Source organism: Cytobacillus purgationiresistens (assembly GCF_030813235.1).
Lineage (GTDB): Bacteria > Bacillota > Bacilli > Bacillales > Cytobacillaceae > Cytobacillus > Cytobacillus purgationiresistens.
Genome location: NZ_JAUSUB010000007.1, coordinates 63,327 through 77,657, shown reverse-complemented (window position 1 = coordinate 77,657; position 14,331 = coordinate 63,327). Strand labels below are relative to the sequence as shown.

15 protein-coding genes are annotated in these 14,331 nt (G+C 39.3%); all 15 read left to right on the top strand.

Translation table 11 applies throughout. The annotated features are described in order from the left end of the window. The first annotated feature begins 9 nt into the window (after positions 1-9). The 15 genes from rnpM to asd all read left to right on the top strand — a co-directional run bounded on the left by rnpM (position 10) and on the right by asd (position 14,294). Positions 10-291, top strand: a complete 282-nt coding sequence (gene rnpM, locus J2S17_RS10045; RefSeq protein WP_307474389.1) for an RNase P modulator RnpM — start codon at positions 10-12, stop codon at positions 289-291. Then, the gene (locus tag J2S17_RS10040) at positions 291-593 is read left to right on the top strand and encodes a YlxQ family RNA-binding protein (protein WP_307474387.1); all 303 of its coding nucleotides are present in this window, start codon (positions 291-293) and stop codon (positions 591-593) included. The genes rnpM and J2S17_RS10040 overlap by 1 nt, the downstream gene beginning before the upstream one ends. Before the next feature lie 19 nt (positions 594-612). Beyond that, positions 613-2,808, top strand: coding sequence for a translation initiation factor IF-2 (gene infB / locus J2S17_RS10035; RefSeq protein WP_307474385.1), 2,196 nt, complete (start codon positions 613-615; stop codon positions 2,806-2,808). Further along, positions 2,808-3,089 carry a DUF503 domain-containing protein gene (locus J2S17_RS10030; RefSeq protein WP_307474383.1) on the top strand — a complete coding sequence of 94 codons (282 nt, stop codon included), beginning with the start codon at positions 2,808-2,810 and terminating at the stop codon, positions 3,087-3,089. Before infB ends, J2S17_RS10030 begins: the two co-directional genes overlap by 1 nt. Before the next feature lie 17 nt (positions 3,090-3,106). After that, the gene (gene rbfA / locus J2S17_RS10025; protein ID WP_307474381.1) at positions 3,107-3,472 is read left to right on the top strand and encodes a 30S ribosome-binding factor RbfA; all 366 of its coding nucleotides are present in this window, start codon (positions 3,107-3,109) and stop codon (positions 3,470-3,472) included. A gap of 56 nt (positions 3,473-3,528) precedes the next feature. Further along, entirely contained in the window at positions 3,529-4,449 is a 921-nt protein-coding gene (truB, locus tag J2S17_RS10020; protein WP_307474379.1) for a tRNA pseudouridine(55) synthase TruB, read from the top strand. Between the two features lie 112 nt (positions 4,450-4,561). Further along, positions 4,562-5,509, top strand: a complete 948-nt coding sequence (gene ribF / locus J2S17_RS10015; RefSeq protein ID WP_307474378.1) for a bifunctional riboflavin kinase/FAD synthetase — start codon at positions 4,562-4,564, stop codon at positions 5,507-5,509. Positions 5,510-5,633: 124 nt separating this feature from the next. Beyond that, positions 5,634-5,903 (top strand): 30S ribosomal protein S15, encoded by a 270-nt coding sequence (rpsO, locus tag J2S17_RS10010; protein WP_307474376.1) that lies wholly within the window; start codon positions 5,634-5,636, stop codon positions 5,901-5,903. A 253-nt stretch (positions 5,904-6,156) separates the two neighbouring features. After that, entirely contained in the window at positions 6,157-8,277 is a 2,121-nt protein-coding gene (gene pnp / locus J2S17_RS10005) for a polyribonucleotide nucleotidyltransferase (RefSeq protein WP_307474374.1), read from the top strand. 156 nt (positions 8,278-8,433) lie between these two features. Continuing rightward, positions 8,434-9,438 carry a polysaccharide deacetylase family protein gene (locus J2S17_RS10000; protein WP_307474372.1) on the top strand — a complete coding sequence of 335 codons (1,005 nt, stop codon included), beginning with the start codon at positions 8,434-8,436 and terminating at the stop codon, positions 9,436-9,438. 112 nt (positions 9,439-9,550) lie between these two features. Then, entirely contained in the window at positions 9,551-10,786 is a 1,236-nt protein-coding gene (locus J2S17_RS09995) for a M16 family metallopeptidase (RefSeq protein ID WP_307474370.1), read from the top strand. A 120-nt stretch (positions 10,787-10,906) separates the two neighbouring features. Beyond that, positions 10,907-11,155, top strand: a complete 249-nt coding sequence (locus tag J2S17_RS09990; RefSeq protein WP_307474368.1) for a YlmC/YmxH family sporulation protein — start codon at positions 10,907-10,909, stop codon at positions 11,153-11,155. A gap of 351 nt (positions 11,156-11,506) precedes the next feature. After that, the gene (gene dpaA, locus J2S17_RS09985) at positions 11,507-12,409 is read left to right on the top strand and encodes a dipicolinic acid synthetase subunit A (RefSeq protein WP_307474366.1); all 903 of its coding nucleotides are present in this window, start codon (positions 11,507-11,509) and stop codon (positions 12,407-12,409) included. Beyond that, entirely contained in the window at positions 12,406-13,005 is a 600-nt protein-coding gene (gene dpaB, locus J2S17_RS09980; protein ID WP_307474364.1) for a dipicolinate synthase subunit B, read from the top strand. The genes dpaA and dpaB overlap by 4 nt, the downstream gene beginning before the upstream one ends. Before the next feature lie 239 nt (positions 13,006-13,244). Next, positions 13,245-14,294, top strand: a complete 1,050-nt coding sequence (gene asd / locus J2S17_RS09975; RefSeq protein ID WP_307474362.1) for an aspartate-semialdehyde dehydrogenase — start codon at positions 13,245-13,247, stop codon at positions 14,292-14,294. The last annotated feature ends 37 nt before the right edge of the window (positions 14,295-14,331 follow it).

The window sequence follows — 14,331 nt, the reverse complement described above, 5'->3', positions numbered from 1 at the left end:
TGAATGGTCGTGAATCAACGTAAAAAAGTACCTTTGCGTAAATGTGTTGCTACAGGTGAGATGATGCCTAAGAAACAGCTTGTCCGCATTGTTCGCTCAAAAGAAGGGGAAGTTTCAGTAGATTTAACAGGAAAAAAATCAGGACGCGGTGCGTACCTCTCAAAAGATAAAGAAGCAGTTCTTCTTGCTAAAAAGAAAAACACTTTAGCTAATCATTTAGAGGTTAACATCGATGATTCGATTTATGATGAGCTGCTACAGCTTATAGAAAAGGAGAAACGACATTCCTAATGAAAGTAAATAAATGGATGTCATTGCTTGGCTTAGCCAATCGGGCGCGGAAAATCACTTCGGGTGAAGAGCTGACTGTAAAAGACATTAGAAACGGTAAAGCGAAACTCATTTTGCTGTCAGCAGATGCTTCTGCAAATACGGCAAAAAAAGTGACAGATAAATGTAAATCATATCAAGTTCCTTATAGAATTGTGGAGAACCGAGAAATACTCGGCCATGCAATTGGCAAGGAAGCTCGAGTAGTAGTAGCTATTTTAGATGATGGATTTGCAAAAAAGCTGTTGACGTTGCTCGATTAATTCTAGCGGGGGTGAAAGTATGAGTAAAATACGCGTTTACGAGTATGCTAAAGAGCATAACATTTCAAGTAAAGACGTAATTACAAAATTAAAAGACATGAATATCGAGGTTTCCAATCATATGACAACAATTGAACCAGATGCAGTAACTAAGCTAGACAACATCTTTAACAAAAAAGATGATAAACAACCGCAAAAGCAAACCGGGCAGCAAAGTAGCACTGCAAATAAGAGTGTCAAACCAGGTGACAAACCGGCATCTGCTAATAAAGGCGGTACTGCAAAACCAGCGCCTAAAGCAAATAGCGGTCAAAAACCAGGCGGTCAAACCAAGCCTTTTAATAAAAATAATAATAAAGGCCCATTCAATCAAAATAACAAGAACAAGAACAATAAAAATAAGAATAAAGGGAAACAGCAGCAAGCACCAGTTGCACCTCCTGTTCCTAAAAAAGTAAAAGAGCTTCCAGAGAAAATTACTTTTACTGATTCTTTAACTGTTGCAGAACTAGGGAAAAAGCTTCATCGTGAACCTTCTGAAATCATTAAAAAGTTATTTATGCTTGGTGTAATGGCGACTATTAACCAAGATCTTGACAAAGATTCTATCGAGTTAATCGCTGGAGAATATGGTGTTGAAGTGGAAGAAGAAATTGCCATCGATACAACTGATTTAGAAGTATACTTCACTGAAGATGAAGGCGCTGAGATGATTGAACGTCCTTCAGTTGTGACGATTATGGGTCACGTTGATCATGGTAAAACAACGCTTCTAGATTCAATTAGACATACAAAGGTAACAGCAGGCGAAGCAGGCGGAATTACTCAGCATATCGGTGCATATCAAGTTGAGGAAAACGGCAAGAAGATCACTTTCCTTGATACACCAGGACATGCTGCATTTACAACGATGCGTGCACGCGGTGCTAAAATTACTGATATTACGATTCTTGTTGTCGCAGCAGATGATGGTGTTATGCCGCAAACAATTGAAGCGATTAACCATGCAAAAGCTGCTGAGGTACCAATTATCGTAGCTGTAAATAAAATGGATAAAGAAGGGGCTAACCCTGACCGAGTAATGCAGGAATTAACTGAGCATGGTCTCGTTCCTGAAGCTTGGGGCGGAGAAACTATTTTCGTACATTTATCAGCAATTAAGGGCGAAGGTATCGATGAATTGCTTGAAATGATTTTACTTGTAGGTGAAGTAGAAGAATATAAAGCGAACCCTGAGCGAAATGCAATGGGAACTGTTATTGAGGCACAGTTGGATAAAGGCCGCGGCTCTGTAGCAACATTGCTAGTACAAAACGGTACGCTAAAAGTGGGTGACCCCATTGTAGTAGGTAATACTTTCGGTCGTGTACGTGCGATGGTTAATGACCTTGGCCGTCGTGTGAAAGTGGCTGGACCTTCTACACCAGTAGAAATCACTGGTTTAAATGAAGTACCTCAAGCTGGTGATCGTTTTGTTGTGTTAGATGACGAGAAAACGGCACGCCAAGTTGGTGAAGCGCGTGCATCACTAGCACTGCAAGCACAGCGATCTGAAAAGACTCGTGTAAGCTTGGATAACTTGTTCGAACATATGAAACAAGGCGAAATGAAAGACCTGAATATCGTTGTAAAGGCTGATGTTCAAGGTTCAGCAGAAGCAATGACTTCCGCATTGCAAAAAATTGATGTAGAAGGCGTTAAAGTGCGTATTCTTCACACTGGTGCTGGAGCAATCAATGAGTCTGATATTACGTTAGCAGCTGCGTTCAATGCAATTGTTATCGGTTTTAATGTTCGTCCTGATACCAATGCTAAACGCGCAGCAGATGCTGAGAATGTAGATATTCGTTTACACAGAATCATCTATAAAGTAATTGAAGAGATTGAGCTTGCAATGAAAGGAATGCTTGATCCGGAATTTGAAGAAAAAATTATCGGTCAGGCAGAAGTTCGTCAAACATTCAAAGTCTCTAAGATTGGTACCATTGCTGGTTCTTATATTACAGAAGGTAAAATTACAAGAGACAGCGGCATTCGCCTTATCCGTGATGGAGTCGTTATTTTCGAAGGTGAAATCGACGCCTTAAAACGCTTCAAGGATGATGCGAAGGAAGTAGCTACTGGATACGAATGTGGTATTACGATTAAGAATTACAATGATGTCAAAGAAGGCGACGTCATTGAAGCATATGTTATGGAAGAAGTTGAGCGTTAATGTTCATAGGGCTTGTAGCCTGTGAATGCATTATATATGACGCCCACTCATTAAAAGAGAAAAGAGCTGTCCTACAGCGCATTTTAATGCGATTGAAGCAGAGGTATAATGTATCTGCTGCAGAAGTCGATTTTCAAGATACTTGGCAGAGGACAAAGATAGCCATTACGGCTGTCTCCTCTGCCAAACATGCAACGGAATTGGAACTGCAAAACGCGTTAAAGCTAATCGATTCTTTTCCAGAAATCGAAAGAACGATTACAGATATGGATTGGCTTTAAAAAAGAGGTGTAAGAAAATGACACTTAGATCGAACCGAGTTGGAGAACAAATGAAAAAGGAGCTTGGAGAAATCATCGGCCGTAAGATTAAAGATCCGCGGATTGGATTTGTTACGGTAACGGATGTTCAAGTAACTGGAGATCTCCAGCAAGCAACTGTTTATATCTCTGTTTTAGGTGATGAAGAGCAACGGGAAAATACGCTAAGAGGATTGGCCAAAGCGAAAGGTTTTATTCGTTCAGAAATAGGTCAACGAATCAGATTGCGAAAAACGCCTGAAATTCTTTTTGAGTTTGATGAATCAATTAGTTACGGAAATCGAATTGAAACATTGCTCCACAAAATTCAAGATGAAGAACAGTCAAAAGATAAAGATGAATAAAGATAAGGATAGACTATTGTCTATCCTTTTTTATGATGTTAAAAAGGAGGTAGAATATGGAAGGGATATTACCGCTTATGAAGCCTAAAGGGATGACTTCACATGATTGTGTTTTCAGGCTTCGCAAGATCTTGAGAATGAAAAGAATTGGCCATACTGGTACACTTGACCCAGATGTGACTGGAGTACTTCCTATTTGTATTGGAAGAGCAACAAAGGTGGCAGAATACATTACTGACGCAGGGAAGTCATATGAAGGAGAAGTAACCATTGGATATACCACTACAACTGAGGATGCATCCGGCGAGGTGGTCGATCGTAAAACGGTAAGTGAGACAATCACACGGGAACAAATTCTTGCAGTGCTAACCAAGCTTACTGGAACAATTGAGCAGACACCGCCGATGTTCTCTGCTGTAAAAATAAATGGGAAGCGGTTATATGAATATGCCAGACAAGGGATTGAAGTCGAGCGGCCAACTCGAAAGGTAAATATTTATGAGATTGAACTGCTTGATGAAAGAACCGTCTTTTCTGGAGATCAAATAAGCTTTCGCTTTAGAGTGACATGCAGTAAAGGTACATATATTAGAACGCTTGCTGTAATGATTGGAGAAGCACTGGGCTACCCAGCACATATGTCTGAACTGATTAGAACTAGCTCATCATCTTATACGTTAAATGATTGTCTCACCTTCGAAGAAATTGAAAAACATGTAGAAGAGGGGACGTTTCAAGAGGTTCTAAAACCACTGGAATCGGGACTTGAGCATTTGCCGAAATATAAAATTAATGATAAAGTAGCAGAGAAAGTAAAAAATGGAGCTGTTTTGAATACACCTCATGAATTAGTTCATATTGAAGGTCCGATTGTGATTGAATCGGAAGAAAATAAAGCATTAGCTATATATATTCATCACCCAAGCAAAGCGGATATGATGAAACCTGCGAAGGTGTTATCAATTACAAACGAATAAATCAAGCGGAGTGTCTTTAATGGCAGGTGGTTCCTTTATTTAAAATCGGGTATAAGGAAAGTTTGGTCATTATTAGGCGCATATGCTAAACAATAAAAAAAGGTGAATCATCATGGAAGTAATTAAAATCCAACATCCTCATCATTTAAATACGGATGACCTCCCGCCCTTATCTATGGCTCTTGGCTTTTTTGATGGAGTTCATTTAGGGCATCAAAAAGTAATGCTTAAAGCAAAGGAAAAAGCACAGAGTTTAGGCTTGAAAAGCGCAGTGATGACTTTTGATCCCCACCCTTCTGTCGTTTTAGGGAAGAATGTAGGGGATGTAGAGTATATTACACCCATTAAGGATAAAATTAATTTTGTTTCCCAGCTTGGAATCGATTATTTGTTTATCATTCACTTTACGAAAGAATTTGCACATCTTTTGCCTCAAGAATTTATTGATCAATATATCATAGGACTAAATGTCAAACATGTAACTGCAGGCTTTGATTATTCATACGGCCGGATGGGTAAAGGAACAATGGATACCATACCTGAGCATTCCCGCAATCAATTTACCTATACAACCGTTCCTCAATTGAAAAAAGGGGAAGATAAGATAAGCTCAACACTCATCAGACGATACATCCGTGATGGTAATGTCCAAGGAATACCTGAACTGCTCGGCAGATTTTATTCTTTATCCGGTATGGTGGTACAGGGTGACCAGCGCGGCCGGAAGCTCGGATTTCCAACTGCAAATGTCGATTCAAAGGAAGACTATTTGATTCCTCCAGTAGGTGTTTATGCTGTCAGAATTCACGTAAAAGGTGTTTGGCGCGAAGCAGTTTGCAATTTAGGCTATAAGCCAACTTTCCATGACGATTTGGAGAAGCCTTCTGTAGAGGTCCATATCTTTGATTTTGATCAAGATATTTATGGAGAAGAAGTCATCGTCGAATGGCATCAGCATTTGCGCAGTGAGCGCAAGTTTAATGGTATCGACGAATTAATCACTCAAATCAGTAAAGATAAGGGAAATGCGCTCCTTTATTTTGAGAAAAACAAGGTTTAGTCTTGCATTTTGTCGCAAATAGATGTATTCTTATTAACGTATTAAATATGAACCTTTGCTTGGCAAGTCGAGTCACCGACGCTTGCTCAGTAACAGGGGATTGAAATTTTAGGAGGTGAATCGGATGGCAATCACTAAAGAACGTAAAAATGAGCTTATCAATGAGTTTAAAACTCATGAGAGCGACACTGGATCTCCAGAAGTTCAAATCGCTGTCCTTACAGAAGAAATCAACAATTTGAACGGTCATTTACGTACTCATAAGAAAGATCACCACTCACGTCGCGGTCTTTTGAAAATGGTAGGTAAACGTCGTAACCTATTAACTTATCTTCGTAACAAAGATGTTCAACGTTACCGTGAGTTAATCAATAAGCTTGGTTTACGTCGATAATAAGAAGCTTCGTTTTCGGGGTTTCTTATTTAAAGAAGCGGGATTTTTTCCCGCTTTTTTATTAGCCAAAAAAAGGATAAGAAATTATCCTTTCTATACATAAGCGATCATTGTTATTTTATTAATTGGAAAAATTGTGCATACTATATACATGCACTAATTATTTGAATAATAGCATTTTGCTTTTTAAATAGATTATTGGAAGGCAAGAACGCCTTCACTTGTAAGTGAAATGGTAGAGAGGGGTACAAATATGGGACAAGATAAGCATGTCTATAGTATGGACTGGGCTGGTCGAAAGCTGTCTGTTGAAATAGGACAGCTGGCTAAACAAGCCAATGGTGCTGTATTGGTTCGTTACGGCGACACAGCAGTACTTAGTACGGCCACTGCATCAAAGGAACCGAAAAATTTAGATTTCTTCCCTTTAACAGTAAACTATGAGGAAAGATTGTATGCAGTAGGAAAAATACCGGGAGGCTTCATTAAACGTGAAGGACGTCCTAGTGAAAGAGCGATTCTTGCGAGCAGACTCATTGACCGCCCGATTCGACCTTTATTCGCAGACGGCTTCCGTAATGATGTTCAAGTAGTAAGCATGGTCATGAGTGTTGATCAAGATTGTTCTTCTGAAATGGCAGCAATGTTCGGTTCTTCACTTGCACTTAGTGTTTCTGATATTCCATTTGGCGGACCAATTGCGGGTGTTACTGTTGGAAGAATTGATGGTAAATTCATCATTAATCCTTCAATTGCACAAGCGGAACAAAGTGATATCCACCTAGTGGTAGCAGGTACAATTGATGCAATTAACATGGTGGAAGCTGGTGCTGATGAAGTTCCAGAAGAAACGATGCTTGAAGCGATTATGTTTGGTCATGAAGAGATCAAACGTTTAATCACTTTCCAACAAGAAATCGCTGCAGAAATCGGTAAAGAAAAGATGGAAATTATTCTTTATCAATTGGATGCAGACTTAGAAGCTGAGATTCGTGGTATGTGTGAAACAGAAATGATTCCAGCAATTCAAGTTCAAGAAAAACATGCTCGTGAAAAAGCAATTAAAGCTGTAAAAGACACAGTAATTGCTCATTATGAAGAGCAAGAAGCTGATGAAAATAGAATTAAAAAAGTGAAACAAGTGCTTGATAAGATTGTTAAAGGCGAAGTGCGTCGTCTGATCACAGAAGATAAAGTCCGTCCAGATGGCCGTGGTCTTGATATCATCCGTCCGCTTTCTTCTGAAGTTGGATTGCTTCCTCGTACCCATGGTTCTGGCTTGTTCACACGTGGACAAACACAAGCATTAAGCATCTGTACACTTGGAGCACTTGGAGATGTACAAATTCTTGATGGCCTTGGTATTGAAGAAGAAAAACGCTTTATGCACCATTATAACTTCCCGAACTTCAGCGTAGGTGAAACCGGACCAATCAGAGGACCTGGCCGTCGTGAAATTGGGCATGGTGCATTGGGAGAACGTGCACTAGAACCAATCATTCCATCTGAGAAGGACTTCCCTTACACGATTCGTCTTGTATCAGAAGTGCTTGAATCTAATGGTTCAACTTCACAGGCAAGCATTTGTGCAAGTACACTTGCAATGATGCATGCTGGTGTGCCAATCAAAGCACCTGTTGCAGGGATTGCGATGGGGCTAATTAAATCTGGTGACCACTATTCTATCCTTACAGATATTCAAGGCATGGAAGACCACCTTGGAGACATGGACTTTAAAGTAGCTGGAACAGCAAGGGGCGTAACTGCCTTGCAAATGGATATTAAGATTGACGGTTTATCTCGCGAGATCCTTGAAGAAGCGCTTCAACAAGCAAAAAAAGGGCGCATGCAAATTCTTGACTCGATGTTAAGTACAATTGCTGAACCGAAGAAAGAGCTTTCACAATATGCACCGAAGATCTTAATGATGTCAATCAAGCCAGATAAAATTCGTGATGTTATTGGACCGAGCGGTAAACATATCAATAAGATTATCGAAGAAACTGGTGTGAAAATTGATATCGAGCAAGATGGTACAGTATTCATTTCATCAGTGAATGAGGCTATGAACCAACAAGCGAAGAAAATTATTGAAGATATCGTCCGTGAGGTTGAAGTTGGACAAATGTATCTTGGTAAAGTAAAACGTGTTGAAAAGTTCGGTGCCTTTGTTGAAATCTTCAATGGAAAAGATGGCCTAGTCCATATTTCAGAACTTGCTGAAGAGAGAGTTGGCAAAGTGGAAGATGTTGTTTCAATCGCTGATGAATTGCTTGTGAAGGTAACAGAAATTGATAAGCAAGGCCGTGTAAATCTTTCCAGAAAAGCTGTATTGCGTGAACAACGTGAACAGAAGGAAAAGGCAGAACAATAAAATAAATAATTTAATATGGACTATTAGGTCCTATTAATGATCGAAGCCAGGGTCCCCCTGGCTTTTTGTATATGAAGATAATCAGTGAGAAGTTGCTTCCATCCGTTCTACCTTGTCCCCATTCATCATAATCTTTAAATGAGGGAGGCTTGCCGTATGAATAGATTAACTTATTTAATACTCATTGGTTTATTAGGGTTTCTAATTGTTTTAAACCCTTTTACTAATCAATATATATCGTTTTTAAAAGCTGACACTATGGTAGTGGATAAAAAAGTTGATTCACTATATTTAGAGATTGCAGATCGTGCCAAGGATTACGAGATTCCTGCTGAAGATGCTAAAATCGATCGTGTATGGAAAGCAATTCCTGGAATTAACGGATTAAAGGTTGATATAGATGCTTCCTATAAAAAAATGAAGAAATCAAAAGTGTTTGATGAAAATAAGCTTGTATACACGCAAATTAAACCATCCGTTCATTTAAGTGATCTCACACCTAGTCCTATATACAAGGGACATCCGGAGAAGCCGATGGTTAGTTTCATAATTAATGTTGCGTGGGGAAATGAGTATTTGCCAGATATGCTTGCTACACTAAAAAAAAATAATGTATCAGCAAGTTTCTTTTTAGAGGGAAGATGGGTGCAAAATAATCCTGAATTGGCGAAGATGATTGTCTCTGCTGGACATGAGGTTGGCAACCATTCTTATACTCACCCGGACATGAAGGTAATTTCAGCACAAAAATCACGTGAAGAAATACGTAAAACCAATGAAGTAATCGAGGCAACCACAGAGGAAAAGGTAAGTTGGTTTGCACCTCCAAGTGGCAGCTATCGCGATCAAACGGTTCAAATTGCATCAGAAGAAAAACTCGGAACAGTCATGTGGACGGTGGATACGATTGATTGGCAAAAGCCTTCACCTGAACAATTACTTAACAGAGTGTTAAATAAAGTGGATAATGGATCAATGATCCTCATGCACCCAACAGCTTCAACTGAGCAAGCCTTAGACCGATTAATCAAGGGATTAAAGCAAAAGGGTCTGCAAATCAGCACAGTGTCCAAATTACTTTCTGAAGATCGAGCGATTGATAATATAAAGCAAAATAATAATCACGATTTTGGAAAAAATAACAATAATGATATAAACTAAAGGTAACCTCCAAAATTACGGCGGTTTTAAAAGAGCATACTGGCAGGTCCAAATAAAACTTCATATCTTGAAACAAATAAGTGGAACCTGCAATAGAATAGGAGGAGCACGCTTGATAAAAAAATATGCATGTCAAAATGGAGTAAGAGTCGTTTTAGAAAATATCCCAACTGTACGCTCAGTAGCGATTGGTGTTTGGATAGGTACTGGATCGAGAGATGAGGATAAGAATAATAATGGGATTTCTCACTTTCTTGAGCATATGTTTTTTAAAGGGACAAAAAAAAGATCAGCACGTGATATAGCTGAGTCATTCGATAGCATTGGAGGCCAGGTTAATGCTTTTACCTCCAAGGAATACACATGCTATTACGCTAAGGTTTTAGATACGCATGCAGACTTTGCCCTGGATGTCCTCTCTGATATGTTTTTCAATTCTGCATTTGTAGAAGAAGAGCTGAAAAAAGAAAAAAACGTCGTTTATGAAGAAATAAAAATGTATGAGGATACACCAGATGACATCGTTCATGATGTTCTCAGCAAAGCGATATATGAAAACCATCCATTAGGATATCCGATTTTGGGTACAGAAGAAACGTTAGCGACCTTTAATGGAGATACTTTGAGAGAGTATATGCATAATCATTACATACCGGAAAATGTTGTTATCTCTGTAGCCGGCAACATTACCGAATCATTTATCCATGAGATCGAAAAATTATTCGGCTCATACTCTGCAGGAAATCATGAAAAATCAACAGCTCAACCAAACTTTCATACAAATAAGATTGCTCGTAAGAAGGACACAGAACAAGCACATCTATGTTTAGGCTATCAAGGCCTCCCTGTTGGGCATGATGAAATGTACAATTTAATTCTGTTAAATAATATCTTAGGCGGCAGTATGAGCAGCCGTTTATTCCAGGATGTGAGGGAGGATAAAGGACTTGCCTATTCAGTCTTTTCTTACCATTCTGCATTCCAAGATACCGGGATTGTCACATTATATGGAGGCACAGGTGCCAATCAGCTGGATGTATTATTTGATACCGTTCAAAACACTCTTTCTCAATTAAAGCGTGAAGGTATTACTGCAAAGGAATTGAATAATAGTAAGGAACAACTGAAAGGCAGCCTGATGCTGAGCCTGGAAAGCACAAATAGCCGCATGAGTCGAAACGGCAAAAATGAGCTATTACTCGGTGAACATCGCACGCTGGATGAGATCGTCGAAGAAATTGATAAGGTATCAAAGGATGGTGTCAATGAAATGGCACAAACTGTTTTCACAGATGAATTTTCTGTTGCACTAATCAGTCCTGAAGGCGAACTGCCTAAAAACCTTTAAAAAAAAGAATCAACCGTTCATGCTGAATGGCTGATTCTTTTTTTTGCGGACAAAAGCTGCTTGCTTTGATTCTAAATGAGAGGGATGTTTGATAAATATATAGAAGAGGAGGTTTTACTGATGAGACTTAGTGAATTAGGCGGAAAAGAAATAGTAGATGTTAAACGAGCAGAAAGGCTCGGTGTTCTAGGCCAAACCGATTTAGAAATAAATGAACAAAACGGGCAAATACAGGCATTGCTTATCCCATCACTTAAATGGTTTGGCTTTAGAAAACAAGGCGATGAAATTCGTGTTCCATGGAACCATATTAGTAAAATTGGGGCGGATATGATTATCATTGATATCCCTGAAGAACTCGAGGGATAAAGGGCGGTCAGTTGATACGCCTTTTTTTGTTTCTAATGTTTGGTTTGATCACAAAATAGGGAGCAGCTTACAGCTCCGAAGAAGGTAACAAGGAGGAGATTGAAATGGCTTTTAAATAAAGTTAGAATGTATCAGAAAATCAAATATTTCCTTCCGCTCAAAATAAATTCCCCTTTAAAAGCCCTCAATTTTTTGGACAATTGTCAGTAATAAACCTCCAAGTAAATTAATCTCATTCAAAAAGTATATTATTCGCAGGAAAACTCACCGATTCAGATTTTTCTACATAAGATGTTGGAGTAGTTTAGTAAAAGAATCGAGGTTGATTCTTCAAAAGAAGGTGAGTGTTGCATGCTGACAGGTTACCAGATTGCAGTTATCGGCGGAGATGCAAGGCAGCTGGAAGTAATCCGCAAACTAACTGAACTTGATGCGAAATTATCCTTAATTGGCTTTGAACAACTTGATCATGCTTTTTCGGGAGCTGTGAAGGAGAAAATAGATGAAGTAGACTTTTCATGTATAGATTCTATTATACTACCTGTACCCGGTGCAGGTCCTGAAGGGCAAATTGATACGATTTTTTCAAACGAGAAAGTGACAATAAATGAAGAAATTTTGTTGAAGACACCGTCTCATTGCACGGTTTATTCAGGTATTAATACACCATATCTGAATAATATTACGACTAGTGCCAATCGTAGGCTCGTTCAATTATTTGATCGGGACGATGTAGCTATCTACAATTCAATTCCAACAGTTGAAGGTGCGATTATGATGGCAATCCAGCACACAGACTTTACCATTCATGGTTCAAATATTGCCGTGCTGGGTCTTGGCAGAACAGGAATGAGTATTGCTCGGGCCTTCCATGCTTTAGGAGCAAAGGTCAAGGTTGGAGCAAGGAAGAGTGAGCATATTGCCCGTATCACGGAAATGGGCTTGACTCCTTTCCACTTAAACAAAATTGAAGAAGCCGTTGATGATGCAGATATTTGTATCAATACCATTCCTCATTTAATCGTAAGTGCTGCTGTTATTGCCAAAATGCCTGTACACACATTAATTATTGATTTGGCTTCGAAGCCGGGAGGTACAGATTTCCGCTATGCAGAAAAACGTGGAGTGAAAGCCCTGTTGGCTCCTGGGCTGCCAGGTATTGTCGCTCCAAAGACTGCAGGAAAAATATTAGCAAATGTGTTGGCACAGCTCATACTTGACGAAAAGCAGGATAGAGAGGGGAATGAATCATGAGCTTTAACGGGAAAAGAATTGGCTTTGGTTTAACAGGCTCACATTGTACTTATGATGCTGTCTTCCCGGAAATTGAAAAGCTAGTAAATGCTGGTGCAGAAGTACTTCCAGTCGTTACATTCACTGTGCAAAATACAAATACTAGATTTGGTGAAGGGGAAGACTGGATTAAAAGAATAGAAGACCTAACAGGAAATAAGGTCATTGATTCCATTGTGAAAGCAGAGCCGCTTGGTCCTAAAATTCCACTTGATTGTATGGTAGTTGCTCCATTAACAGGTAATTCGATGAGTAAATTTGCCAATGCCATGACGGATTCTCCAGTACTAATGGCTGCTAAAGCAACATTGCGCAATGAGATGCCTGTCGTCTTAGGCATCTCAACAAATGATGCGCTTGGATTAAATGGAGTTAACTTGATGAGATTGATGGCAACTAAGCATATCTATTTCATCCCTTTTGGTCAGGATGATCCTATGAAAAAACCGAATTCAATGGTTGCAAGAATGACGGATCTATCTGATACGATTCTTGCAGCGATGGAAGGAAAGCAATTGCAGCCTGTAGTCGTCGAAAGATACAAAGATGGAATCTAACCTTTACTTTTCTTGCAAATATTTATTTTTTAGCGCGTGAATATGTTAAAATATAAGATAATTCTCAGTGAGTGATAAATAGACACTTCTACTAAAATAAATCGATAGAAATGAGCAAGCGAAGCGGCTGTTCCTATTAGCCGCTTTCTAACTGCGTCAACAAAGGAGAAGTTGGTTTATCATGTGCTGATGAATTTCACACATAAAAATATATATTGTTGCCGGAAGGGGAAAATATTATGGCAGAAACAAGAGGCTTCCATGTAGCTGTAGTTGGAGCAACTGGTGCAGTTGGACAACAAATCTTGAAAACATTAGAGGAAAGAGATTTTCCGATAGAAAAGTTAAGCTTATTATCTTCCTCTCGTTCTGCGGGAACGAAGGTTTCTTATAAAGGGGAGTCATATACGGTTTGCGAGGCGAAACCTGAGAGCTTTGAAGGTGTAGATATCGCTTTATTTAGCGCTGGCGGAGGCGTTTCTAAAGCATTAGCTCCTGAGGCTGTAACACGTGGAGCAATCGTCGTTGATAACACCAGTGCCTTTAGAATGGATGAGAACACACCACTTGTTGTACCTGAAGTGAATGAAGATGATCTGCACAAACATAATGGTATTATTGCTAATCCGAATTGTTCTACTATACAAATGGTTGTAGCGCTTGAACCAGTCAGGAAGCAGTACGGCTTGGATAAGGTAATTGTTTCTACTTACCAAGCAGTGTCCGGTTCAGGAAATGCGGCTGTTGAAGAACTGAATGAACAGACCAAAGCAATTATTAATGGTGAAGCATTCAAACCTGAGATCCTCCCTGTGAAAGGGGATAAAAAGCATTTTCAAATTGCATTTAATGCTGTTCCACAAATTGATAAATTTGTAGATAATGGCTTCACATTCGAAGAAATGAAAATGATCAATGAAACCAAAAAAATCATGCATATGCCTGAACTTTCAGTTGCAGCGACATGCGTGCGTCTGCCAATTGCAACAGGCCATTCTGAATCCGTTTATTTTGAAGTGGACAGCGAAGGCGTCAGTGCACAAGAAATGAAAGAACTATTAAAGGATGCACCAGGGGTCGTCTTACAGGATGATCCAGCCAATCAAATTTATCCGATGCCAGCTGATTGCGTAGGTAAGAATGATGTGTTTGTAGGTCGTATTCGCAAAGATTTGGATGAAGATAGAGGCTTCCATATGTGGGTTGTGTCTGATAACCTTCTAAAAGGTGCTGCTTGGAACTCTGTTCAAATTGCTGAGAGTCTCATTAGGCTTGGAATTGTTAAATAATTACTTTACTCCAAATAGATTAGCGTTTTAGAGGTGT

What these genes read in the sequence shown, in the direction of transcription:
- dpaA (WP_307474366.1), top strand. Translation starts at nt 11,507, where the DNA reads ATGCTGACAGGTTACCAGATTGCAGTTATCGGCGGAGATGCAAGGCAG.
- infB (WP_307474385.1), top strand. Translation starts at nt 613, where the DNA reads ATGAGTAAAATACGCGTTTACGAGTATGCTAAAGAGCATAACATTTCA.
- J2S17_RS10000 (WP_307474372.1), top strand. Translation starts at nt 8,434, where the DNA reads ATGAATAGATTAACTTATTTAATACTCATTGGTTTATTAGGGTTTCTA.
- dpaB (WP_307474364.1), top strand. Translation starts at nt 12,406, where the DNA reads ATGAGCTTTAACGGGAAAAGAATTGGCTTTGGTTTAACAGGCTCACAT.
- pnp (WP_307474374.1), top strand. Translation starts at nt 6,157, where the DNA reads ATGGGACAAGATAAGCATGTCTATAGTATGGACTGGGCTGGTCGAAAG.
- J2S17_RS09990 (WP_307474368.1), top strand. Translation starts at nt 10,907, where the DNA reads ATGAGACTTAGTGAATTAGGCGGAAAAGAAATAGTAGATGTTAAACGA.
- truB (WP_307474379.1), top strand. Translation starts at nt 3,529, where the DNA reads ATGGAAGGGATATTACCGCTTATGAAGCCTAAAGGGATGACTTCACAT.
- asd (WP_307474362.1), top strand. Translation starts at nt 13,245, where the DNA reads ATGGCAGAAACAAGAGGCTTCCATGTAGCTGTAGTTGGAGCAACTGGT.
- ribF (WP_307474378.1), top strand. Translation starts at nt 4,562, where the DNA reads ATGGAAGTAATTAAAATCCAACATCCTCATCATTTAAATACGGATGAC.
- rpsO (WP_307474376.1), top strand. Translation starts at nt 5,634, where the DNA reads ATGGCAATCACTAAAGAACGTAAAAATGAGCTTATCAATGAGTTTAAA.
- J2S17_RS10030 (WP_307474383.1), top strand. Translation starts at nt 2,808, where the DNA reads ATGTTCATAGGGCTTGTAGCCTGTGAATGCATTATATATGACGCCCAC.
- J2S17_RS10040 (WP_307474387.1), top strand. Translation starts at nt 291, where the DNA reads ATGAAAGTAAATAAATGGATGTCATTGCTTGGCTTAGCCAATCGGGCG.
- rbfA (WP_307474381.1), top strand. Translation starts at nt 3,107, where the DNA reads ATGACACTTAGATCGAACCGAGTTGGAGAACAAATGAAAAAGGAGCTT.